The following is a 20,890-nucleotide window of genomic DNA, read 5'->3' on the forward strand; positions in this document are numbered from 1 at the left end:
AAAAATAGAGAAAATAATTTACAAATTGATGAATCCATGATATTTTGTATGTATGAACTTCAAATGTAATAAATAATAACTTACTTGGGGGAAGAAACGTGACATTAGAAAAATTCCACGGAATATTACCTGCTTTTTACGCTTGCTATGATGAACAAGGAAACGTTTCAGAAAGTCGGACCAAGGATTTATGTAATTATTTGTTTGATAAAGGAGTTCAGGGTGTTTATGTAGGAGGTAGTTCTGGTGAGTGTATTTATCAGAACCTAGAAGAACGCAAAGCTGTGCTGAGTTACGTTGCCAATCAATTGAAGGGTAAAATGACCCTTATTGCTCATGTAGGAGCACCATCTACCAGAGATAGTATTGAATTAGCTAAACATGCGGCAGCGTTAGGGTATGATGCATTGTCTGCTATTCCACCTATTTATTTCAAATTGCCAGACAGTGCTGTATATAAATATTGGACGGACATTATGGAAGAAACGCCGTTAGACTTTATTATCTATAATATTCCGCAACTAACTGGTTTTACGTTAACGCCAGCATTATTTGAGAAGTTGCTTGCTAATAAGAAAGTTATTGGAGTTAAGAATTCATCAATGCCAACAATGGATATTGAGCGTTTCAAGAAAGTCGGTGGAGATGATGTTATCGTCTTTAACGGTCCGGATGAACAGTTTGTCTCAGGAAGAATCATGGGAGCAGACGCTGGAATTGGCGGTACGTATGCCGTTATGCCAGAATTGTTCTTACAGGCGAATGAATTCGTGAAAGCTGGACAGTTCAATGAAGCTAGAGAAATTCAAAGTGATATTAATGATATTATCATTGCGCTGTGTTCGTTAAAGGGATCGATGTATGCAGGAATAAAAGAAGTCTTGAAAAGAAGAGGAGTCGACATTGGTAGTGTGAGATCACCACTTGAAGGAATACACAGCGAAGATAGCGTTCAAATCGAAGCGGTTATGCAGTTGATTGATCAAGCTATCGCAAGATATTGTCGGTAATATCGATGAAGAAAACAATAGTATGTTTTGGAGACTCGAATACTTGGGGCTACAATGCTGAGAGTGATGGTAGGTTTGATGATACCGCGAGATGGACAAGTCTACTAGATGGAGAACTAGGGAAATCAACTTTGCTTATAAAATGGCTGGAGCAACCGTTGCTGCCATTCCAATGCTAGTGATCTTCTTGTTATTCCAACGTTTTTTCACTAGTGGAATGACGGCCGGAGCAGTTAAAGAGTAAATCCAAAAAAAAGTTAGGGGTTGGTAATGATGAACACCGAAAACAATATGTTACAAAAGATAAAAGGTAAGCTCGTTGTTTCTTGTCAAGCCTTACCTGAAGAACCGTTGCATAGTCCATTTATTATGGGAAGAATGGCTTACGCTGCTTTCTTGGGAGGAGCTTCGGGAATTCGAGCGAATAGTGTAGAAGATATTAAGCAAATCAAGACAACAGTTGACCTACCAATCATAGGGATTATTAAAAGTGTGTATGAAGGCTCTGCAGTATTTATCACACCCACATTAAAAGAAGTAGATGAACTTTATTGTGAAGGTGTAGATATTATTGCTATGGATGCGACGGATCGAGTAAGACCAGATGGATCTACCATTTCTGAACTATTCCCACGAATACGTGAAACCTATAAAGATCAGCTATTTATGGCAGATTGCTCAACATACGAGGAAGCAGTCAAAGCTGTGGAGATGGGATTTGATTGTATAGGGACGACTTTAAGCGGATATACAGAAGCCACAAAAGGTAAATCCTTACCGGATTTCGAATTAGTAGAGAAACTTTGTAAGAACTTCTCTATTCCAATCGTAGCTGAGGGAGGAGTCTCTACTCCTGAAGAATTGAAGAAAATGTTCGATTTAGGCGTGTATACAGCTGTTGTCGGATCGGCGATTACAAGACCGATGGAGATCACGCAACGATTTATTAAGGCTATGCAATAATACATGTTCGGGCGCTTATCTCTGAACCATTGGGAAGGATCGAAGGGGATATGAAGATTGTAACCGCAGACATTGGAGGAACGAACACCAAGATATGCATTTGTGATGAACATGGGAACGTCGATCAATTTAAAGAATATGTGACGGAGAGCCATCTAGGTGGACCACATGTGATCCAAAGATTACTTGAAAACATTGCAGAATATGATGATTTCGATGCAATCGCAATTAGTACAGCAGGACAAGTGAATTCAGAAGAAGGATTTATCGTATTTGCTAACGAAAATATACCAATGTATACTGGCATGAAGGTTAGAGATATTGTTGCCAACAAATTTAATAAACCCGTTAAGGTAGAAAATGATGTGAATGCTGCCGCGTTAGGTGAGGCTACCTTTGGCGCAGCTCAGTCATTTAATAATTTCTTATGTTTGACGTTTGGTACGGGCATCGGTGGAGCGATCGTGATTAATCGTCAGATCTATAAAGGAGCTAACGGCGTAGCGGCTGAATTTGGCCATATGTTCACACATCCTCTAACAGAGACTCGTGACGATGGAAGGAAGCCATTTTATGAAACGTATGCCTCAACAACCGCTTTAGTAAATATGGCTAAACAGGTAGATCCAGAATGTATAAACGGAAAAATATTGTTTGAAAAGTTAAACAAAGGTCATAAAGTGCTTGAACAAATTTTACATTCATGGGTTGATGAAGTATCCGCTGGCTTAGCTTCTTTCATTCATATTTTCAATCCATCCGCTATTATTGTAGGAGGCGGAGTGATGGAACAAGACGATCTAGTTCGTCTCGTCGAAGCAAGAACAAAGTCACTGATTATGGAAAGCTTCTCACATGTGAAAATTATTAAGGCATCTTTGGGGAATAAGGCAGGGGTATTAGGAGCAGCATCCTTATTCTTACGATAAATCTACGTTAATGAAGAGGTGGAGTATCTTGCGAACGATCAGTATTTTTTCTTCCATTCATTCGAAGTATAACAATTTAACGAATACGGAGAAAAAGGTAGCAGACTATGTTCTGGAAAACACAAAAAGTGTTGTTTACATGTCTATTACTGACCTCGCAGATGAATGTGGCGTAGGCGAATCGAGTATATTTCGATTCTGTAAATCATTGAGTTATAAAGGGTATCAGGAGTTTAAGATTGCATTGGCACATAGTATAGCGGTAGATAATGAAGTACCGCAATTAACGGACCAAATTCTAATGGATGATTCGATCGAAGAAGTGTCTTCTAAAGTGTTATCAACGAATATAAGCGCACTGAACGAGACTTATAATTTATTAGATGTTCTCAATATTAGTAAAGCCATCGACCATTTAATTGAAGCAGAACGGATATTATTCTTCGGTGTAGGTTCGTCATTAATAACGGCCTTAGAGGCGAAACTTAAGTTTATGCGTATTACGAACAAAACAGAATGTTCCATGGATTCACATCTTCAAATGATGTCGGCAGCATTGATGACCGAGCGTGATGTTGCTGTTATCATTTCATATTCTGGATCAACGAAGGATTCTATTGAAATTGCACGCAAAGCAAAAGAACGTGGCGCAACGATCATATCGATCACTAGATTTGTGAAGTCTCCACTAACCTCGTATTCAGACCTGACATTATTGTGCGGAGCTAATGAAGGTCCTTTACAAGGGGGTTCACTGTCTGCGAAGATTTCTCAGCTCTATTTGCTGGATATTTTATATGTAGAATATTTCAAAAGAACCAAAGAAGAATCTATTATGAACAAGGAAATTACAGCTGCGGCAGTGAGCGAGAAACTGCTGTAGGTCATTAACTATGATAGGAGATTAGAACATGATTGTAGGGTCGTTAGTATCGTGGGCAGACCACAGCAAATGTGAGAATCCGGCTATTGTGGAGGCCATCGAGGAAATTAAGAAGATTATACAAGCTACCCCTGCTGTAGGACGTGTTGAAATCCGAGGTAGCGAGATGTATGCTTCAGTTATGGAACTTGATGCCAAAATGTCGGAAGATCATCTTGCAGAGAAACACGAATCTTATATTGATGTCCATTATTTGATAGATGGTGAAGAAATCATTGGTTGGTCACCGCTACAAGAAGGAATTGAACCCGCTAAGCCATATGACAGCGAAGACGATTATGCATTATATACCCCGGTAACGGATGAAATTTTGCTGCCATTGAAGCCTGGAATGTTCGCTGTTTTCTTCCCGCATGATATTCATAGACCGGGTATGGGACAACAATCAACGAAAATAAACAAAATTGTCGTTAAAATTCATCTTGAATATTACAGCAACAAAATGAAATGAATGACTGATAGATATGTTTAGCTGAAGGTTGACCTTAGTATGATACTAAGGTCAGCCTTTTTAATGAGCATTTTAGACAAAAATACAGGCAATTCATATATTTCTATCATTTACTATAAAAAAGGAGAGTTGATATAAATGCAAGCACGTAATAGTAAGAACGCCCAAGGCATCGACGTGTCGCATCATCAGGGAACAATCGACTGGTCCAAGGTAGCAAAAGATGCAATTGACTTTGTATACATTAAGGCAACACAAAATTCAATGGATAGCATGTTTATCACTAATGTGAAAGGGGCTAATGCAGCGGGGTTATTGGTGGGTGCTTATCACTATTTAGATAAATCGGTTACTACGGCAGCTTTAGCGAAAGAAGCAGCCCAAACATTCTTCCAAGCGATTGTGAAGGCGGGCGGTATAGATGTGTTTCATCTCCCTCCAGCATTGGATTATGAAGAATCGAATGGCTTAACTAAAGCACAAATGAATGTGGTGGCTAAGGCATTTCTATCTGAGATCCAGACTCTAACGGGGATGAAGCCTATGGTATACACAGGTAACTCGTTCGCAGCTAATTTCGATGGCGAAGTTGGAGCCTATCCTTTATGGATTGCCCGGTATTCAACCGTCGTTCCTTGGAATGTTACAGCATGGCGTTCTTGGGACATTTGGCAGTATACTAGCGGTACTTCAGGTGGTACTCGTCCGAACGGTAGTAGATCCGTAGCTGGAATTTCAGGTAACGTTGATCTTAACGAGTACAAAGGAACACTAGCGGAATTAAAGGCTGCATATAACAAAGAAAGTGGAGGGGAAGAGATACCTGTGACAGAACCTAACATTAACATCGTTAGTCCGTGGGCAGCAGAGGATTGGGCAGAAGCGAAAGCAAATGGTTATTTTGATGGAACACGTCCTGGAGATGTTATAACTAGGGAGGAGACAGCTATTGTCATTAACCGACTAAGAAACAATTTTCTTAAATTAATAGCTGGAAATACTACGGAGATTGCAGATTTGAAAGCGCGATTAGAGGCCATTGAGAAGGAAAAATAATAGATTTAAAGCAAAGACACCTTGAAAAGTGGAGCATCTGCTTGTAAAGGTGTCTTTACTAGTTCAAAGACTCACCTTTCTGAAACAACACAATGGGTTCAAAGGAAAATTTCTAAATTGTACGAGACCCAACAAATCATTGAATACAAGATAGAACTCCTTCGTGAACTCTCTGAAAATCCGAGTATTAACGATCCTCATTATATTCCTTAGAATATTTAAAATTTTATCATTATACCCAAACCTTCTATTATATTCTTACATATACTAGGATGTAGTCTAATATAAAGGAGGAATTACAATGAGCGAAGTTGAAAATGGGTATAGCAACGGTAATGGCAATGGTGGTGGAGTTAGTGGGTTTGGTGGTGCAGGCATAGGTGCTATATTAGTATTGTTCATTTTGCTCGTTATAATCTCCAAAGCTTTCTTATTATAAGATAAGATGGTTTCAATAAAACAGATAAAACAGACCTTACTTGATGTAAGGTCTGTTTTATTTCACGTTCATCCGATGAAATGCTGCATAGGAAATCTCCGTCCTGTGTCGAAGTAGGATATACATGGAGGTGATGTAGATGTTTGATGAAAGTGAGAATAGTCCAGAGGAAATTGATCCATTTCTGAAAGATGCCATATTAATATGGCTTGTAGAAAATTGTAACCAAACCAATGCACCATTGGGCCTTACTTTACTAGTAGGTGGGAGTATCGTAACTGGGACATTAATATCTGGTAAGAGTTACGTCGACGGAGTAGCTTCTGAATTAAATGAAGCAGGAGAATACGCTGTAGCTAAGTATTATCGTGAATTTGGAGAAGAAGTATATGAAGATTCGAGCCCCGAAGATGAACAGGTTATCCCGGAGATGATCCATTTAAAAGATGCACAGATATTAACGGGTTCTCTAGTCCGCAGTATTGGATGGTGGAGAGGTAAAATAAGTTCGATCGATGGACACTCTATAGGAGTATTGAAACATAATTAATAAGAAGAAGTCACTCGATATTGCTAGAAGCTCCGCGTAGACTCTTACTAGCGGAGCTTTTATCTATTTCTAACCTGATTATAATCTTGTTTTAAGGTTCAATCTCTACTATAAAGATACCCCTTATGAACAGTATATAAGTAAGGACCCTGCTAGTATCTCACTGGCAGGGCCTTTGTGCGTTTACGCCTTTCAAAGGTTATAAATAACGATATATTCAGTATAGTACATTAATACCATAGTGGTTTATGACCAAGCACTTACTTAAATTTAGCATAATATATGATATGTTAAAGAAGAAGGAGGTGTTTAGAATGGGTGTATTTATTGATGGAAGAACTTCTCAAAATGCTAGTTTTGGAAACTCAATTTTAGTTCCAATTCTGGTAGTTAATGCTCCACAGCTTTTCGGTCAGATAGGTTTAGTAAGTGCCGGGGTTACTGGAACTGCCCGAGTCCAATTGAAAGGAACTGTTTCTGTTCAACTTCCCTTAGCCTTGGTTGGAGTAACAATCACAATTGTAAGAGGAACTTTACCAACGGATCCTGTTATTTATTCAGCAACATCAACCTTTAGTCTGAGCGTATTAGCTCCTCAGGTCATTACTTTTTCAGCTAATGATTTTAACCCGCCAATTACGCCGCAATTGACTTATACTGCATTTATATCTTCTAATTTGCTTGGTACAATTCGTGTGGGTCCAGAAAGTTTCGATGGTATTCTAATCTCTGATTAAAAAACCAAGATAGTCTTAACTTAACAGATTGTGAGTTTTACTCAAACAAAAGAATCCATCAGTTTATTTCTGATGGATTCTTTTGTTGTTATCCGATAAATTGGGTCGTGAGAAAATTTTTTTAATGAGTTTCTGGATTGCGGCGTCTTAGACCTACGAGGCCTACAAGACCAAGTAATCCAAGCCATCCCCAATCGGTTCCATTGTCATCGTTTGTAGCAGTAGCTCTGTAACTGTTAGTATTCATACCGTTCGTGTTCATGTCGTTCGTGTTCATATGGTTCGTGTTCATGTTGTCTGTATTCCTGTAGTTTGTGTTCATGTCGTTAGTATTCATGTTGTTGTTTGCTGCAGATGCAGGAAACACAAGAACCAAAGCAATACTCAATGTAGCTAAAAAAGACGCAAGGATTTTTTTCATTGAATGTTCCTCCTTCCGAAATTTATGACTTATTTGGTGAGGTGCATGTGCCAATATTATCTTTCCCATAACAAGTGTTACTATTCTCATAATTCTTTAACTGGTTGGGCTGAATGGAATTTCAATAACGAAAGAGGTGATGCATTTTTGTGGTGCTTTTCTTTTTATATAAGTTAATAAAAGAAGAGACAAGACAGTACAGTACATACATTTACAAGGGATAGCCCGATGATCACAACGGTTAAATATTATCAGGACGACCAAGATCAACTGAAGTCATAAAATAAGCCACGACTAAAGAACAAGCGCCAATTAACAGCAAAACAATAACCAAAATAGTAACCAATGTTTTACCATTCATCAATTTCACCTCGGAAAGATTATACCAAATACACAACCATAAAGGCAGATTGGGTTAGTCAATACCCGATGACACTTAGGTAAGAATAAATAGATGAGATCATGGAAGATGAGCTGCAGTTTTTTGCTTTTTCTTTTGCCCATATTGATTCTCTCGTAGGTCTAAAGTTCTGCGTCGAAAAGGGTGATTTACCCCTATATGGCGAATCATAGGAATATACTTGGTCTTCAATGGAGGTTGTCCAATTGGCTGGGAGGAAAAGTGAAACAAAACAGGAAGAATTTACACAAGAGATCAGGGCACTTGCATTGATAGGTTCGCTTGCGGGGACTTATATTTTAACTAAATCAGTTCAGGCTTCAGTCATTGTGTGCGTTCTTGTTATGGCTATTATCACCGCTATTCTTATCTTACGAAAAAAGAAGCATGAGGAACGCCTGAAAAAGTCAGGGATTGCTGAAATAGATAAGATGGAAGGGATCCAATTCGAGAACTATCTAGGACATTTGTTACGAGCTCAAGGATATAAAATCGAGGTAAGTAAGGCAACTGGAGATTACGGGGCAGATCTTCTCATACAGAAGGATGGCAAGAGGATTGTTGTCCAAGCCAAGAGATATAGTAAAAACGTAGGGATCAAGGCTGTGCAAGAAGCGCAGGCTTCGATTGCTCATTATAAAGCTACGAAGCTTGGGTTGTATCGAAAGGTGATTATACGGCCGCAGCTTATGAATTAGCGAAATCAAACCGAGTTAACCTGATTAATCGTGAGGCTTTGATTGAGATGATATTAGCTATGAATTCATTACTTGGACTTATGATGGAATATATTCTTTTTATGATAACAATATCCAAAAAGAAAAAATTGATGGATTTAAGCAAAGTTTCAATTCAGAAAGAGCATTTTCAGTAATTGATGATAAAGAAAATTTAATAGGAAATTGTGAGTTTTATGATGTGAACGATGAAGGGGAAGAAATATTAGCAGTTGGAGTTCAAATGAAACCTTCAATGACAGGACAGGGTTACGGATCGAAATTTTTTAGAGAAATCATCGAACAAGGAAGGGTATTACTGAATTACAATCATATAATTTTATAAGTATGACTAAAGACTGGAAATAAAACTTAGCAGAGGAAATAGGGAACTTGCCCGCGCCGCGTAGTGGGTCTATATGTTCAGCAGCAAGGAAAGGTACTTTTTTCTCTTTACTGCTATTTAAATTATATTTAATTTCATACATATAAAGGGGCCTACTAGCGTGTAGGCCCCTTTTACTTCTATTAATGAATTCAATTAGAATGACAGAAATAGAAAAACCCCTGCTACGCAAGGGTTCTCAGTAATGATCTGTAATGGATTCGAACCATTGACCCCTACCCTGTCAAGATAGTGCTCTCCCGCTGAGCTAACAGATCGAAATAGTATGTAAATACAAGGATAATCATACCAGCAGGTGAGATGGGTGTCAATTCATTTTATAGATAGAATCGTTTGTTGTGGGGATGGGGTTGTGAGAATGTTAGGTTTAAAAAAAATTCAAAGAGCCCACAATAAGATTATATCAATCTATAAGGAAGTGGCACAATGCGGAATAAGATATATGGTCTAATAGTTGGAGGGTGTCTGTTTGTGTTACTTGCAGGTTGTTCTATAGAACGGGACGAATCCACGTTTCAATTAAAAAGGTTGGACACCTCTACTGCGCCTGTCATGCAGGATATATATTCTAAGGATGTTGGCGAGCAGGTATATTCGACGACAGAGATCTCTCCACCCTAAAGAACGATACGACGAAGAAATGAGAAATGAAGATTTGAAATATCCCCTTGGATCAGTCTAAGGGGATTTCGTGTTTTTATATTATTAATGTTGTGACTATTCGTCTTCATCCCACTTACGGGAGTAACCCATTTTGGTAACAAAATAGAATGAGTAAATAAGGACGATCGACATAATGATAACGATTGCAATCGTAATTCCCATAAGAGATTTAGCTCCTTTTATAAGGGTATAGTAAATGTAGACATTATCCAAACTATACATCAAAAATTTTTTTTTGTATAATGATTCGATTAGAAGTTGAATAGATTGTGGACCGAAGGAGTGGGAAATGAAATGGCTGCAGAGATCATTCATGTTAACACGGAGGAACAGCTGCAGTATGGACTGGAAATTCGGAAAAAGGTATTTGTAGAGGAGCAACATGTCCCTCTAAGTCTTGAAATGGATGAATATGATACGATTAGTCCCAAGGTACATCATTTATTAATTTACGATAATGGGGAATATGTGGCTACGGGTAGAATTATTTATTACAATGAGAACACGGCCAAAATGCAACGTATTGCTGTCACGAAGGAGTATCGTACGAAGGGTTTCGGTAAAGTACTGTTGATGGCAATGGACAAGTTCGCGAAGGAACTTGGATTGCAATATGCGATACTTGATGCACAGTGTCAGGCAGAATCCTTTTATGCGAAGCAGGGATATGAAGTGATCTCGAAGGAACCTTTTGATGATGCGGGAATATTACATGTTCGTATGAAAAAGGAATTATAATCTAAACTCCAACTTGAACTATCTTGAAATGGATGCATTAAATTAGCATGTGCTGGGTAACCTACTCGAATGCCCTAAACTTCATTGGCAAATTAACTAAAGGAGCGATTGATATGGGAACCCCAGGACGTGAACAATTCGTTGCAGTACAGAAGAACGGTGATGGTGATCTAACAGCATTTCAGACATCATCTGGTCGAGTATTGGCCTATGAACAAGCACTTCAGGAAGTACAGGCAGGTGCGATTGCCGGTGTGAATGCTTTTAAAGGTAGAGATGGAGAAACCTATATTCGTGGAGACGCGGATGGAGATCCATCCAACAACTTGGATCAACTCCCTACATTTGAATGATGTAGACACCATCAGCAAGCCAGCTGTTCCCCCTACATGGGCGGTACAGCTGGCTTTTTATTATAAATGATAGATAAGATTCTGCTCTAAGAAGGTCATGTCACCGATCTCACTCAGATAGTCATCTTTCTCGTCCCCGTAATGCATCAGATAAGTATTCTTCTGAACTTCTAAGGGAAGAGTAAGGAGTTCTTCCAGAGTGGCATGAACTTCTCCAGGACCGCTTAATTGGCATTCATGAAAAATAGTTCGACACCCGCGCTCTTGAACAAGTTGGAGAAGTAATGTGGGATCAAACGTCATGTCAGAACTGTAAAACAAACTTTCATTAATGTATAGAGAATAACTTGCTTTCCCTGGTATATGTTCAGTAGGTATAAGTTCGATGGTAAGATGCTCCGATATGTGATAAGGCTTCAACGGCTGAAGAAGGCGAACCTCAAATATGTCTTCTAGTGAGGATATTTCCCCTGTCTGATATAACCCACCTTTGAGAGAGTGTTCCCACAACGTATGAGCAAGTTCTTCAGTTATATATATTATGGGTTTGCGTTTATAAGTAAATTTCATTTTGAAAGCAAGTTCCTCTAGTCCACCAACATGATCTGCATGGATATGAGTGATAAATACAGCATCAATGTCGTCAAAAGACATCCCCAAATGATGAAGAGCACGTGGAGCGGTTACGCCACAATCAATTAGAAGCGAAAATGAACCATCTGATATTAATGCATTGTTATTGTAATACAATTTGGAAAAGGCGCTTCCGGTTCCAAGCATTTGCAATTGTAAGTCCAAGATTAATTCCCTCCTGATGTTGTTGTTATATCTGTCATTAAATATATCATTGATTAGTGTCAAAATAACAGGAATCTAGTCTTCATTATATATTACTCAAGAGTTCCCAATGGACGAAATCCTCATACAATACGGTAAGTATATACATCCGTAAATGAGGTGACATGATGGTTAAAGCGAAAAGTAAACAAATCGTTCAACCTAAAAGTGAAAAGGTTAAAAAAGAAATGAAACTGGTGTTGTCGCATATCTGTGAGGTCTGTAAAACACCTTGTGCAGATGGAATACATTACAGAGAGAAAATGAGAATACCAGGTGCTGTAGGAAATGGCGTGCCTTGTATTCTGACAAAACCGAGTTCGTAACAAGATAAACCCTGCAGAATAATATTCTGCAGGGTTTATTTGGAATGAAACTCAATTTGACCGCAACTTGCGGTATAAATTGTCGTATATATTTAAGTCATCATGAATGGAATAGGTTGGAGGGGGAGTATAAATATGAGATGGAAGAAAATAGTTCTAAGCACACTTGTTTTATCCCTTATGGGGGGTTCTTTGATGTTTGCCGATTCAGTGAATGAGAAAGTTCGTTTATGGGTGAATGGGCAAGAAGTTCAAGGGGGTGGCTATATTATAGATGGTAAGACTTATGCACCGATTCGCTCTTTCGATGGTGTTGTGAATTGGAATTCTAACAATAATCAAGTCAAGTTTCTGAAGCCTAATGTGCATATCTTTCTATTTAAAGGGGATACGGTATTCGGTAACGTGAATAAAGGAAAGCTGAAATTTAACGTGTTCAGCCAAGTGGATAATCTAAAGGACTCTGTTGCCGCCGTTAAAGTAGCCATCATAGATCCTTCAGGGAATAAGAAGGATATCCAGACTCAAGAATTAGGTAAGGATCAGAAGGATAACTTTTGGTTCAGAACAAATGATTTTACATATGATTTCAAAACGGCAGGGAAATACACGATAGGATTCTACATTAAAGTGTCTAAGAATGCGGAATATGAAATGGTGTCCCAGAAAATTGTTACAGCTTTAGATTAATATAATAATATAATTGTATTGAAACTGCTAGGTTAAATTGACCTAAAAAGCCTTCCATGGTACGATACCAAAGTAGAAAAATTAAACCCGAAGTGAGGTAATAATATGAGCGATCACAAACATGAACATGGCGATGATTGCGGCTGCGGTCATGATCATGAACACGACGGTGAGCATGAAGAGTTTATCCTGACTTTGACGGATGAGCATGGCGTTGACGTGGAAATGGTTCTTGTAGAGACTTTTGATGTAGGTCAGAAGGTCTATGCTCTGTTACTTGAACGTGAGAATCCAGAAGCAGATGGTATCATTCTGCGTATGGAAGAAGAGAACGAAGAAATGGTTCTCTATAATATCGAAGATGAAGAAGAATGGAAGTCTGTTGAAGAAGTATATAACGTGCTTGTAGCAGCACAGCAGGAATAGATTTCATTTGGTATTCATAAAGAAGCTCTGTACCGTAAGGTACAGAGCTTCTTTTTATGAAATGAAATTAGAAAATGGCATTGGTCTCAACAATAACTTTAATATTGTGAATGTAGCGATCTTCGGGTCCTTTTACAGGTAATCCTACTTCCACATGATCAATAATGTAATCAATATTGTCCTGGGAGATGACTTCTCCAGGAAGAAGAATTGGAATTCCTGGTGGGTAGACATATATAAATTCGGCTATGATTCTTCCTGCGGATTCCCTAAATGGAATCACTTCCGTATCCCCATAGAATGCTTCTCTTGGTGTAAGAGATAGTTGAGGGATTTCCGGAATCTTAATAACTAATTCATGAGCTTGATTTACTAAGTAATAGGTATCAGATAAGGAACGTAAAGCCGTTAAAAGAATTTCGATAGAGTCCATTTCATCACCGGGTGTGACGAGACAAAGTATGTTATACATATCGCTTAATTCAACTTCTAGATTATAATGTTCTCTTAACCAATTCTCTGTCTCATATCCCGTGATTCCAAGATGACGAACATGAATGGTAAGCTTGGTCGGATCAATGTCATGCGTTGCTTCTCCACCAAGAATCTCTTCGCCAACACAGTAAAGTCCATTGATCTTATTGATTTCTTCACGTGCATATTGAGCGAGCTCAATGGCTTTCTGAGCTATTTCATGTCCATGTAGCGCAAGATTACGCCTTGAAGTATCTAACGATGCCAACAAAATGTAGGATGTCGAGGTTGTCGTCAACATACTGATGATAGTCTGTACACGTTGTGGATTCACAAATCCATTTTTTACATTAAGGTTAAGCACGGAACTCTGGGTCATCGAACCGCCTAATTTGTGTACACTTGTGGCAGCCATATCGGCACCAGCTTCCATAGCAGATATGGGAAGATCCTCATGGAAATGAATTAATACCCCATGAGCCTCATCTACAAGTACGGGAACATGACGGCTGTGAGCGAGTTCAACGATTTCCTTCAAGTCTGCGCATAAGCCAAAATAGGTTGGGTTAATCACGAGTACCGCTTTTGCATCAGGGTGACGATCAAGTGCTCTACGAACAGAAGTTGTTGTGATTCCGTGATCTATTCCTAGATTCTCATCGCGAGCGGGAGAGACAAATACAGGTTTCGCTCCTGCAAAAATGATGGCTGACATAATCGATTTATGTACATTTCGTGGAACGATGATCTTGTCACCCGGAGAACATATCGATAGAATCATCGTCATGATCGCACCGCTTGTCCCTTGTACACTAAAGTAAGTATAGTCAGATCCGAAAGCATTTGCAGCAAGGGCTTGAGCTTCTTCAATGACACCCGTAGGTTGATGTAAGTCATCAAGTGGGGCTATATTAATTAAGTCTATGGAAAGGGCATTATCCCCTATGAAATTTCGGAATTCTTGATCCGCACCTCGACCTTTTTTATGCCCAGGAATATGGAATTGTACGGGGTTGCTAGCAGCATGATTCTTCAGTGCTGTGAAAAGGGGGGTGTTATTATGGTCCATGGATAAAATCATCACAACCTTCCTGTATTAAAATACAAATTTGAGTATAGCAAATCAGGACGGGATTGCAAGCTTTTGATAAAGGGGTAAAATCCTTATGAAAATGGGTATTCTATAGTATAGATGGATAAAGAAGGATTGTTTAAGGAAGTTTTGCTTAGAAGAGGATGGGATAATCATGCCAATACATAATTCAGAAATGATAAAAGATTCATCCAAGCGCCAACTGAAATCCCCATTTTTTATTGAACTTATGATTATTATTTTTTTAGTAGAGTTTCTAAAAGGGTCACTACTCGTTGCACTCTTACCCATTTATATGAAGAATGCTCTTGGGTTAACGGCTTGGAGTGTGGGAATTGCTTTCTCATTGCAATATGTTGGGGATAACCTTTTTAGAAGTCCCTTTGGTTGGTTGGCTGAGCGGTTAGGTTACAAGAAGACCATGACAGGAGCGTTATTAATGACTGTGATTGCAGTCATCATTATTGCTTTCACTTCTGCACCCATCTGGCTTGCGGTTGCGTGTTTCATTCTAGGGGTAGGGACCTCACCACTGTGGCCTTGTGCGATGACTGGGGCAACAGAGATCTCAGGTCCCAATAATAGTAATGGTGCGGCAATCGGAGCTTTAGAAATGGCTTCATTGATGGGAATAGGTGCGGGTCCAATCGCGATGAACTTTCTCATGCAACGAACAGGGTCCAATTTTCATACGTCGTTTTTGGTGCTGATAGGTTCGGGGATCGTGCTTGTATTAGTCGCCTTACTCCTCCCAGGAAAGGTACCAAGCTTAACCCCCCACATACATGTTAAACATGTGCGCCATAAGAATGTATTTATGTTGATCGCTTCTAAATGGATCCAATTAATAAATAGTGTAAAGAAAACAATGTATGAAGTGAAACATACTTTAAAGGTTAGTTGGCTGGTCTATCCTGCACTATTCTTACAATCATTCGTCATTGGAATTTTAACTCCAGTGATCACGCTATATGTACAGAATGAGTTGGGATTCTCGCCGAATATGTTCAGTCTCTTATTAATAGCTGGAGGGGGAATTACTGTTATTGCGCTTATTCCTTGTGGTAAATTAATTGACCGTTACGGAACAGCTCCATTCTTACATGCTGGATTTCTACTAGCAGCGGTATCCATTTCCTTATTCTCGATGGTACATACCGTACCGCTTGTATTTGCATTTGTAGCACTTATAGGAATTAGTTATGCGTTTATATTACCAGGATGGAATACCTATGTTTCGCATTTAGTACCTAAGGGAGAACGTGGCGTTGTCTGGGGATTTTTCTTGACACTGCAAGGATCTGGCATGGTGGTAGGTCCGATTGTATCGGGAAGACTGTGGGACGTTATGGGACACGAAGCCCCATTCATAGCAAGTAGCATAGTGATGATGCTTTTGTTTTTTGTACATTTGTTATTAACGCGTAAAAAACAACGGAATTCTATAGCGGGATAAGATTTAGCAAAGACATTTTACATCGTGGTAAGCGTTATCTGAGGGGGATCAAGGGTTCTTGATTCCTTCTTTTTGCTTGTTCAGGTTTAACTAGAATTTATTAAGGGTAAAAATAGTCAATAAACCAAGTTACCGTTACATAGGATAAAGTATAAAATATATCAAGCAAATGATTACGTTGTGAACGTGGCATCATTCTAACACCATTTGTTGAAATATCCAGTATAGGAGGGAATGCCTTGAACAAGAGTGATGAAGTAGAGTACTGCAATCTGGAGCTTCGATTTAATCAGCGACATATTCAAGACTTAATCAAAGAGTTGATTCAAGAAGGTTATTCCCTTTATTGGAGTGAGAACGAAACACTCTTTATCATTTCAGTTAGAACCGGACGGAAATTAGTGAAATTAAGATTTATGAGAACTCGAAGTGGATATAAAATGGTTGGAGATTATATCATACGAGACGCTAAGCTTGCGGACTGGATGGAGAAATTAATTGAAGATACAAGAGGGCATGCGGTTGTTAAACGATTTAAAGACAGGCAAATCTTCGTTGAGAATATATTGTTCGGGGAAGTGATCCGATTGGTTGAAATATCAGGGTATCAACAACGGGTTCTATATCAGAAAGGAACTTATTTCAGCGAACAGGAAATGTCGAAGATGTTCTATTCGTTAGAAGGGGATTTACGCTTACAGTTACGTAGAATTGAAGTGGATGAAGAATTAGAGAAACTTTATGCGGCTATACAAGCCAACGACACCGAGGAGATCGAGCATTGTAAAGAACGACTTCGAGAATTATGTCGTGAACTCATGACACTTGAATGGTAAATACGTTAGTTGATTACAATAAGAGAAGCATTTGAGATGAACACCTCGATCATTTGCGAGGTGTTTTATCATGTTAGGAGTTGGGGCAGGGGTTCACTTCTGCGCTTAAACACGTTAATATATAGATTGAATAGAAACTATGTTTAAAAATAAATGGAGCAAAGGATGAAAAACCAAATGGCAAAACAACAAATAGGTGTCATTGGCCTTGCTGTAATGGGAAAAAACTTGGCCCTAAACATCGAGAGTAGAGGCTTTACAGTCTCAGTATATAATCGCTCTCCTGAGAAAACGCAGGACCTTTTGAAAGAAGCTGAAGGCAAGAATCTAACAGGTACTTTTTCTGTTGAAGAATTCGTGAAATCACTTGAAGTGCCTCGTAGAATTCTTATCATGGTACAAGCTGGTAAAGCTACCGATGCTACGATTGAACAGTTGTTACCTTATCTAGATCAAGGTGACATCATCATTGATGGAGGGAATGCTTACTTCCCTGATACAGTACGTCGTAGTAAAGAGCTTGAAGATAAAGGTTTCCGTTTCATTGGAGCGGGTGTCTCTGGTGGGGAAGAGGGAGCTTTGAAAGGCCCTTCAATCATGCCTGGTGGTCAAGAGAGCGCATATCAATTAGTGGAACCGATCTTAACAGCGATATCAGCTAAAGTTGACGGTGAAGCTTGTAGTACATATATTGGACCAGATGGTGCAGGACATTATGTCAAAATGGTGCATAACGGTATTGAGTATGGTGACATGCAACTCATTTGTGAAGCTTACCAGCTCTTGAAAGATGTGTTACATCTTGATGCTAAGGAATTACATGAAATATTCACGGAATGGAACAAAGGGGAACTTGACAGCTATTTGATTGAAATCACGGCTGATATTTTCTCGAAGATTGATTCCGAGACAGGTAAACCGATGGTTGATATTATTCTTGACTCTGCTGGACAAAAGGGTACAGGGAAATGGACAAGTCAAAGTTCCCTTGATCTAGGCGTGCCATTATCCATGATTACTGAATCTGTATTCTCACGTTTCTTGTCAGCTATGAAAGAAGAACGTGTTGAAGCGAGCAAAATCTTGAACGGACCTGCAACTAAACCATTCCAAGGGGATAAAGCTGAGTTCATCGAAAGTGTTCGCAAAGCGTTGTTCGCGAGTAAAATCGTGTCTTATGCCCAAGGGTTCGCACAACTACGTGTCGCATCTGATGAATATGGATGGGACTTGAAATATGGTAACCTTGCAAAGATCTGGCGTGGTGGATGTATCATTCGCTCCCGATTCTTACAGAACATCACAGATGCTTACCAGAACAATGCAGATTTGAAGAACTTGTTGCTTGATCCATTCTTCAAAGATATTATTGAGAATTACCAAGGCGCTTGGCGTCAAACGGTTGCTGCAGCAGTTGCTCAAGGTGTTCCAGTACCTGGATTCTCAAGTGCTCTTGCGTACTATGATAGTTACCGTACGGAAAGATTGCCTGCTAACTTACTTCAAGCACAACGTGATTACTTCGGCGCTCATACGTTCCAACGTCTGGACAAAGAAGGAAGCTTCCACTTCAACTGGATGCAAGAATAGAGTTAGTATTCTGTTTGCTTAGTATCCTTTTTTGCATTAGAGGTAGGAATCAATCCATGCATCGCTTCCATGATACTGAAACGTATATTATCTTGTTCTAGGTAACTTGGGTCGGGTCGTTTAAGAAGTAGCATACTGATTTCTCCAAAATATTGAAAATTTCGAAGTAAACGTGGCTTAGGGAGTTCCAGCAGTGCTGGATCACCTTGAGCCACTTTTTGTTGAACATAATGAAGAACCCAAATGATATCATCGCGGCACAACATATGGCGGACATCGCAGATTTCTTCAAGGCGTTTTAAGCTTGGAATCGAATGATTGTGAGATTGAGGCATGTGTGTAACGCTCCTTTGTAATCTATTGACTGTTCACTCTAGTATATGGAACTCTAGCAAAAATAGAATCTTCCGAAGGCGTATGATTGTCGAAACTTTTGGGGCTGTGTTATGATTGGAACTACGATTGAATAGGATATGTCTCAGACCGAGATAAAGGCATAACAGAGGGGTGAAACTTTGAGCCAACCACAACAGAATATAATCCTGATTGGGATGATGGGAACAGGCAAATCTACCGTAGGTAAATGGCTTGCGCAACATCTGGAATATAACTTGGTGGACCTAGATGCAGCTGTGGAAGCGCACGAGGATTGCAGTATCGCTTCTATATTTACCAATCAAGGGGAAGCATACTTTCGTAAAGCGGAGACAGCTATGTTAGAGAGGGTACTCTCAGATAGATGTCAGGTCATTGCTACAGGCGGCGGCGCTGTACTGAATCCAAAGAACTGTGAGTTGATGAGGGAAGGTGGCTGGGTTGTGGCTTTGACAGCTGAAGCGGAAGATATTGCTTCGCGAGTTCAAGGTGATGGACTTAGACCTTTATTAGCTGGAAATACAGAAGAGAGAATACGTACGATATTGGAAGAACGGAAAAATGCTTACCTTTTTGCGGATTACACAGTGAACACATCGTTATATTCTGTGGAACAAGTGAGCGAAATGATTTTAACACATTACCGCGTCTAAGCTTGTTACTAAGATTGACTATTTTAATTATATGAACATAAAGGAGTTATTAATAATGGATGTTATCGTTAATCCTACCCCAAGTTTAAAAGGGACTATAGGAGCTCTCTCATCGAAGAACTATACAACCCGTTACTTGCTTGTCGCTGCTCTGGCAGAAGGAACGAGCACCGTCTATTACCCAGCACATAGTGAAGATAGTGATGCTATGCGTCGTTGTATTCAAGATCTTGGTGCGACACTTATTGAAGATGAGGAAAAAGCCATTATTACAGGCTTTGGCAAACATCCAAGAGATGTTAAAGAATTAAATGTAGGGAATGCGGGTGCTGTTCTACGTTTCTTAATGGGGATTGCCTCGTTGTGTCCAGATGTTACTTTTGTGAATACATATCCAGATTCTTTAGGCAAAAGACCACATGATGATCTAATTGTAGCCTTATCTCACTTAGGGGTTGAGGTCGATCATAATGATGGACGATTACCAATCACTATCCGTGGAGGTAAGCCGACTGGAGGTAAAATCAAAGTATCAGGAGAGGTTAGTTCGCAATACTTAAGTGCGCTCCTATTCTTGACTCCTTTATTGGAACAAGACAGTGAAATTGAAGTCCTTGGCGATTTGAAGTCTAAGGTGGTTGTGGGTCAGACGCTTGAAGTTCTTGAACAGGCGGGTATTATCATTCATGCTCGTGAGGACTATATGGTATTCCATGTGCCAGGTAGACAAACTTATGAAGCGAAAGCCTACACTGTACAAGGGGATTATCCTGGTTCTGCGGCGGTATTAGCGGCAGCGGCTGTCATACAGTCTGATGTTACTATCGAACGTCTGTCAGCATCTAGTAAGCAGGGAGAACGCGCTATAATAGATGTATTGAAGATGATGGAGGTTCCTCTTACGCATGAGAACGATAATGTTCATGTGAAAGGTAACGGTACATTAAAAGCTATCGAATTTGATGGAGATGCAGCTACCGATGCGGTGCTTGCTATGGTGGCAGCAGCCGTCTTTGCGGAGGGTACTTCGAGGTTCTACAACGTAGAGAATTTAAGGTATAAAGAGTGTGATCGGATCACAGACTACTTAGCGGAGCTTCGTAAGGCAGGCGCTAACGTAGAAGAACGACAAGCAGAGATCATCGTTCATGGAAGACCTGAAGGTGTTGAAGGTGGTGTGGAGATTAATGCACACTATGATCACCGCGTGATTATGGCATTGAGTATCGTAGGACTGAGAGCTAAACAACCTATCCGAATTAAGGATGCTCACCATGTGGCCAAATCTTATCCACAGTATTTTGATCACATTCAGGCGCTTGGAGCACAAATTGAATGGGTACATTCTTAATATACCAA

At 39.6% G+C, this 20,890-nt stretch carries 27 protein-coding genes, 1 tRNA gene and 1 pseudogene; 24 read left to right on the forward strand and 5 right to left on the reverse strand.

The window, feature by feature from the left end:
* The first annotated feature begins 98 nt into the window (after positions 1-98).
* From AC1D69_RS00985 to AC1D69_RS01035, 11 genes are all read left to right on the forward strand, one after another.
* Positions 99-1,010 carry a dihydrodipicolinate synthase family protein gene (locus AC1D69_RS00985; RefSeq protein WP_495454287.1) on the forward strand — a complete coding sequence of 304 codons (912 nt, stop codon included), beginning with the start codon at positions 99-101 and terminating at the stop codon, positions 1,008-1,010.
* A 5-nt stretch (positions 1,011-1,015) separates the two neighbouring features.
* Positions 1,016-1,189 (forward strand): SGNH/GDSL hydrolase family protein, encoded by a 174-nt coding sequence (locus tag AC1D69_RS00990; RefSeq protein WP_495454288.1) that lies wholly within the window; start codon positions 1,016-1,018, stop codon positions 1,187-1,189.
* Complete coding sequence (locus AC1D69_RS00995) at positions 1,135-1,254, forward strand: sugar ABC transporter permease (protein WP_495454727.1); 120 nt, start codon at positions 1,135-1,137, stop codon at positions 1,252-1,254. Before AC1D69_RS00990 ends, AC1D69_RS00995 begins: the two co-directional genes overlap by 55 nt.
* Positions 1,255-1,283: 29 nt before the next feature.
* The gene (locus AC1D69_RS01000; protein ID WP_495454728.1) at positions 1,284-1,973 is read left to right on the forward strand and encodes an N-acetylmannosamine-6-phosphate 2-epimerase; all 690 of its coding nucleotides are present in this window, start codon (positions 1,284-1,286) and stop codon (positions 1,971-1,973) included.
* Positions 1,974-2,023: 50 nt separating this feature from the next.
* Positions 2,024-2,902 carry an ROK family protein gene (locus tag AC1D69_RS01005; protein WP_495454289.1) on the forward strand — a complete coding sequence of 293 codons (879 nt, stop codon included), beginning with the start codon at positions 2,024-2,026 and terminating at the stop codon, positions 2,900-2,902.
* Positions 2,903-2,912: 10 nt separating this feature from the next.
* Positions 2,913-3,785 (forward strand): MurR/RpiR family transcriptional regulator, encoded by an 873-nt coding sequence (locus tag AC1D69_RS01010; protein ID WP_495454290.1) that lies wholly within the window; start codon positions 2,913-2,915, stop codon positions 3,783-3,785.
* A 28-nt stretch (positions 3,786-3,813) separates the two neighbouring features.
* Positions 3,814-4,296, forward strand: a complete 483-nt coding sequence (locus tag AC1D69_RS01015) for a NanQ anomerase/TabA/YiaL family protein (RefSeq protein ID WP_495454291.1) — start codon at positions 3,814-3,816, stop codon at positions 4,294-4,296.
* A gap of 138 nt (positions 4,297-4,434) precedes the next feature.
* A complete protein-coding gene (locus AC1D69_RS01020) occupies positions 4,435-5,352 on the forward strand; it encodes a glycoside hydrolase family 25 protein (RefSeq protein WP_495454292.1) in 918 nt (305 codons plus the stop codon).
* A gap of 301 nt (positions 5,353-5,653) precedes the next feature.
* The gene (locus AC1D69_RS01025) at positions 5,654-5,791 is read left to right on the forward strand and encodes a YjcZ family sporulation protein (RefSeq protein WP_495454293.1); all 138 of its coding nucleotides are present in this window, start codon (positions 5,654-5,656) and stop codon (positions 5,789-5,791) included.
* A 139-nt stretch (positions 5,792-5,930) separates the two neighbouring features.
* Complete coding sequence (locus AC1D69_RS01030) at positions 5,931-6,341, forward strand: GvpU-like protein (RefSeq protein WP_495454294.1); 411 nt, start codon at positions 5,931-5,933, stop codon at positions 6,339-6,341.
* Between the two features lie 314 nt (positions 6,342-6,655).
* On the forward strand, positions 6,656-7,078 hold the full coding sequence (locus AC1D69_RS01035) for a hypothetical protein (protein ID WP_495454295.1): 423 nt from the start codon (positions 6,656-6,658) through the stop codon (positions 7,076-7,078).
* Positions 7,079-7,199: 121 nt separating this feature from the next.
* Here the strand turns inward: AC1D69_RS01035 and AC1D69_RS01040 are convergent, their stop codons facing one another.
* Positions 7,200-7,499, reverse strand: coding sequence for a WGxxGxxG family protein (locus AC1D69_RS01040; RefSeq protein WP_495454296.1), 300 nt, complete (start codon positions 7,497-7,499; stop codon positions 7,200-7,202).
* An 831-nt stretch (positions 7,500-8,330) separates the two neighbouring features.
* On the opposite strand from AC1D69_RS01040, the pseudogene AC1D69_RS01045 reads away from it, so the two are divergent.
* Positions 8,331-8,773, forward strand: a pseudogene (locus tag AC1D69_RS01045) (restriction endonuclease).
* On the forward strand, positions 8,710-8,961 hold the full coding sequence (locus AC1D69_RS01050; RefSeq protein ID WP_495454729.1) for a GNAT family N-acetyltransferase: 252 nt from the start codon (positions 8,710-8,712) through the stop codon (positions 8,959-8,961). The pseudogene AC1D69_RS01045 and the gene AC1D69_RS01050 overlap by 64 nt, the downstream one beginning before the upstream one ends.
* Before the next feature lie 245 nt (positions 8,962-9,206).
* Here the strand turns inward: AC1D69_RS01050 and AC1D69_RS01055 are convergent.
* Positions 9,207-9,278, reverse strand: a tRNA-Val gene (locus AC1D69_RS01055).
* 169 nt (positions 9,279-9,447) lie between these two features.
* On the opposite strand from AC1D69_RS01055, the gene AC1D69_RS01060 reads away from it, so the two are divergent.
* The 3 genes from AC1D69_RS01060 to AC1D69_RS01070 all read left to right on the forward strand — a co-directional run bounded on the left by AC1D69_RS01060 (position 9,448) and on the right by AC1D69_RS01070 (position 10,775).
* The gene (locus tag AC1D69_RS01060) at positions 9,448-9,642 is read left to right on the forward strand and encodes a hypothetical protein (RefSeq protein WP_495454297.1); all 195 of its coding nucleotides are present in this window, start codon (positions 9,448-9,450) and stop codon (positions 9,640-9,642) included.
* 336 nt (positions 9,643-9,978) lie between these two features.
* Positions 9,979-10,422: a GNAT family N-acetyltransferase gene (locus tag AC1D69_RS01065; RefSeq protein WP_495454298.1), complete on the forward strand. Its 444-nt coding sequence runs from the start codon at positions 9,979-9,981 to the stop codon at positions 10,420-10,422.
* A 113-nt stretch (positions 10,423-10,535) separates the two neighbouring features.
* Positions 10,536-10,775 carry a DUF3892 domain-containing protein gene (locus AC1D69_RS01070; RefSeq protein WP_495454299.1) on the forward strand — a complete coding sequence of 80 codons (240 nt, stop codon included), beginning with the start codon at positions 10,536-10,538 and terminating at the stop codon, positions 10,773-10,775.
* Between the two features lie 60 nt (positions 10,776-10,835).
* Here the strand turns inward: AC1D69_RS01070 and AC1D69_RS01075 are convergent, their stop codons facing one another.
* Positions 10,836-11,573 (reverse strand): MBL fold metallo-hydrolase, encoded by a 738-nt coding sequence (locus AC1D69_RS01075; RefSeq protein ID WP_495454300.1) that lies wholly within the window; start codon positions 11,571-11,573, stop codon positions 10,836-10,838.
* A 164-nt stretch (positions 11,574-11,737) separates the two neighbouring features.
* Here AC1D69_RS01075 and AC1D69_RS01080 point away from each other — a divergent pair, with 164 nt between their 5' ends.
* The 3 genes from AC1D69_RS01080 (at position 11,738) to AC1D69_RS01090 (ending at position 13,054) form a co-directional block, all read left to right on the forward strand.
* On the forward strand, positions 11,738-11,938 hold the full coding sequence (locus tag AC1D69_RS01080) for a hypothetical protein (RefSeq protein ID WP_495454301.1): 201 nt from the start codon (positions 11,738-11,740) through the stop codon (positions 11,936-11,938).
* Between the two features lie 135 nt (positions 11,939-12,073).
* Positions 12,074-12,628 carry a copper amine oxidase gene (locus tag AC1D69_RS01085; RefSeq protein ID WP_495454302.1) on the forward strand — a complete coding sequence of 185 codons (555 nt, stop codon included), beginning with the start codon at positions 12,074-12,076 and terminating at the stop codon, positions 12,626-12,628.
* 105 nt (positions 12,629-12,733) lie between these two features.
* Complete coding sequence (locus tag AC1D69_RS01090; RefSeq protein ID WP_495454303.1) at positions 12,734-13,054, forward strand: DUF1292 domain-containing protein; 321 nt, start codon at positions 12,734-12,736, stop codon at positions 13,052-13,054.
* Positions 13,055-13,121: 67 nt separating this feature from the next.
* Here the strand turns inward: AC1D69_RS01090 and AC1D69_RS01095 are convergent, their stop codons facing one another.
* On the reverse strand, positions 13,122-14,597 hold the full coding sequence (locus AC1D69_RS01095; RefSeq protein WP_495454730.1) for an aminotransferase class I/II-fold pyridoxal phosphate-dependent enzyme: 1,476 nt from the start codon (positions 14,595-14,597) through the stop codon (positions 13,122-13,124).
* 178 nt (positions 14,598-14,775) lie between these two features.
* Here AC1D69_RS01095 and AC1D69_RS01100 point away from each other — a divergent pair, with 178 nt between their 5' ends.
* From AC1D69_RS01100 to gnd, 3 genes are all read left to right on the forward strand, one after another.
* The gene (locus AC1D69_RS01100; RefSeq protein WP_495454304.1) at positions 14,776-16,077 is read left to right on the forward strand and encodes an MFS transporter; all 1,302 of its coding nucleotides are present in this window, start codon (positions 14,776-14,778) and stop codon (positions 16,075-16,077) included.
* A gap of 239 nt (positions 16,078-16,316) precedes the next feature.
* A complete protein-coding gene (locus AC1D69_RS01105) occupies positions 16,317-16,913 on the forward strand; it encodes a YkzI domain-containing protein (protein ID WP_495454305.1) in 597 nt (198 codons plus the stop codon).
* A gap of 177 nt (positions 16,914-17,090) precedes the next feature.
* Positions 17,091-18,503, forward strand: a complete 1,413-nt coding sequence (gene gnd / locus AC1D69_RS01110; RefSeq protein ID WP_495454306.1) for an NADP-dependent phosphogluconate dehydrogenase — start codon at positions 17,091-17,093, stop codon at positions 18,501-18,503.
* A 2-nt stretch (positions 18,504-18,505) separates the two neighbouring features.
* On the opposite strand, the gene AC1D69_RS01115 is transcribed toward gnd, so the two are convergent.
* Positions 18,506-18,838 (reverse strand): hypothetical protein, encoded by a 333-nt coding sequence (locus tag AC1D69_RS01115; protein ID WP_495454307.1) that lies wholly within the window; start codon positions 18,836-18,838, stop codon positions 18,506-18,508.
* 180 nt (positions 18,839-19,018) lie between these two features.
* Here AC1D69_RS01115 and AC1D69_RS01120 point away from each other — a divergent pair, with 180 nt between their 5' ends.
* Both AC1D69_RS01120 and aroA read left to right on the forward strand, forming a co-directional pair.
* Positions 19,019-19,531, forward strand: a complete 513-nt coding sequence (locus tag AC1D69_RS01120; RefSeq protein ID WP_495454308.1) for a shikimate kinase — start codon at positions 19,019-19,021, stop codon at positions 19,529-19,531.
* 55 nt (positions 19,532-19,586) lie between these two features.
* Positions 19,587-20,882 (forward strand): 3-phosphoshikimate 1-carboxyvinyltransferase, encoded by a 1,296-nt coding sequence (gene aroA, locus AC1D69_RS01125; RefSeq protein WP_495454309.1) that lies wholly within the window; start codon positions 19,587-19,589, stop codon positions 20,880-20,882.
* Positions 20,883-20,890: the final 8 nt, after the last annotated feature.

Source organism: Paenibacillus sp. Y301, from assembly GCF_059445505.1.

Coding starts and splice junctions, on each gene's coding strand:
- AC1D69_RS00990 (WP_495454288.1), top strand. CDS start 1,016: ATGAAGAAAACAATAGTATGTTTTGGAGACTCGAATACTTGGGGCTAC.
- AC1D69_RS01000 (WP_495454728.1), top strand. CDS start 1,284: ATGAACACCGAAAACAATATGTTACAAAAGATAAAAGGTAAGCTCGTT.
- AC1D69_RS01005 (WP_495454289.1), top strand. CDS start 2,024: ATGAAGATTGTAACCGCAGACATTGGAGGAACGAACACCAAGATATGC.
- AC1D69_RS01010 (WP_495454290.1), top strand. CDS start 2,913: ATGAAGAGGTGGAGTATCTTGCGAACGATCAGTATTTTTTCTTCCATT.
- AC1D69_RS01015 (WP_495454291.1), top strand. CDS start 3,814: ATGATTGTAGGGTCGTTAGTATCGTGGGCAGACCACAGCAAATGTGAG.
- AC1D69_RS01020 (WP_495454292.1), top strand. CDS start 4,435: ATGCAAGCACGTAATAGTAAGAACGCCCAAGGCATCGACGTGTCGCAT.
- AC1D69_RS01025 (WP_495454293.1), top strand. CDS start 5,654: ATGAGCGAAGTTGAAAATGGGTATAGCAACGGTAATGGCAATGGTGGT.
- AC1D69_RS01030 (WP_495454294.1), top strand. CDS start 5,931: ATGTTTGATGAAAGTGAGAATAGTCCAGAGGAAATTGATCCATTTCTG.
- AC1D69_RS01035 (WP_495454295.1), top strand. CDS start 6,656: ATGGGTGTATTTATTGATGGAAGAACTTCTCAAAATGCTAGTTTTGGA.
- AC1D69_RS01040 (WP_495454296.1), bottom strand. CDS start 7,499: ATGAAAAAAATCCTTGCGTCTTTTTTAGCTACATTGAGTATTGCTTTG.
- AC1D69_RS01060 (WP_495454297.1), top strand. CDS start 9,448: ATGCGGAATAAGATATATGGTCTAATAGTTGGAGGGTGTCTGTTTGTG.
- AC1D69_RS01065 (WP_495454298.1), top strand. CDS start 9,979: ATGGCTGCAGAGATCATTCATGTTAACACGGAGGAACAGCTGCAGTAT.
- AC1D69_RS01070 (WP_495454299.1), top strand. CDS start 10,536: ATGGGAACCCCAGGACGTGAACAATTCGTTGCAGTACAGAAGAACGGT.
- AC1D69_RS01080 (WP_495454301.1), top strand. CDS start 11,738: ATGATGGTTAAAGCGAAAAGTAAACAAATCGTTCAACCTAAAAGTGAA.
- AC1D69_RS01085 (WP_495454302.1), top strand. CDS start 12,074: ATGAGATGGAAGAAAATAGTTCTAAGCACACTTGTTTTATCCCTTATG.
- AC1D69_RS01090 (WP_495454303.1), top strand. CDS start 12,734: ATGAGCGATCACAAACATGAACATGGCGATGATTGCGGCTGCGGTCAT.
- AC1D69_RS01095 (WP_495454730.1), bottom strand. CDS start 14,597: ATGGACCATAATAACACCCCCCTTTTCACAGCACTGAAGAATCATGCT.
- AC1D69_RS01100 (WP_495454304.1), top strand. CDS start 14,776: ATGCCAATACATAATTCAGAAATGATAAAAGATTCATCCAAGCGCCAA.
- gnd (WP_495454306.1), top strand. CDS start 17,091: ATGGCAAAACAACAAATAGGTGTCATTGGCCTTGCTGTAATGGGAAAA.
- AC1D69_RS01115 (WP_495454307.1), bottom strand. CDS start 18,838: ATGCCTCAATCTCACAATCATTCGATTCCAAGCTTAAAACGCCTTGAA.
- aroA (WP_495454309.1), top strand. CDS start 19,587: ATGGATGTTATCGTTAATCCTACCCCAAGTTTAAAAGGGACTATAGGA.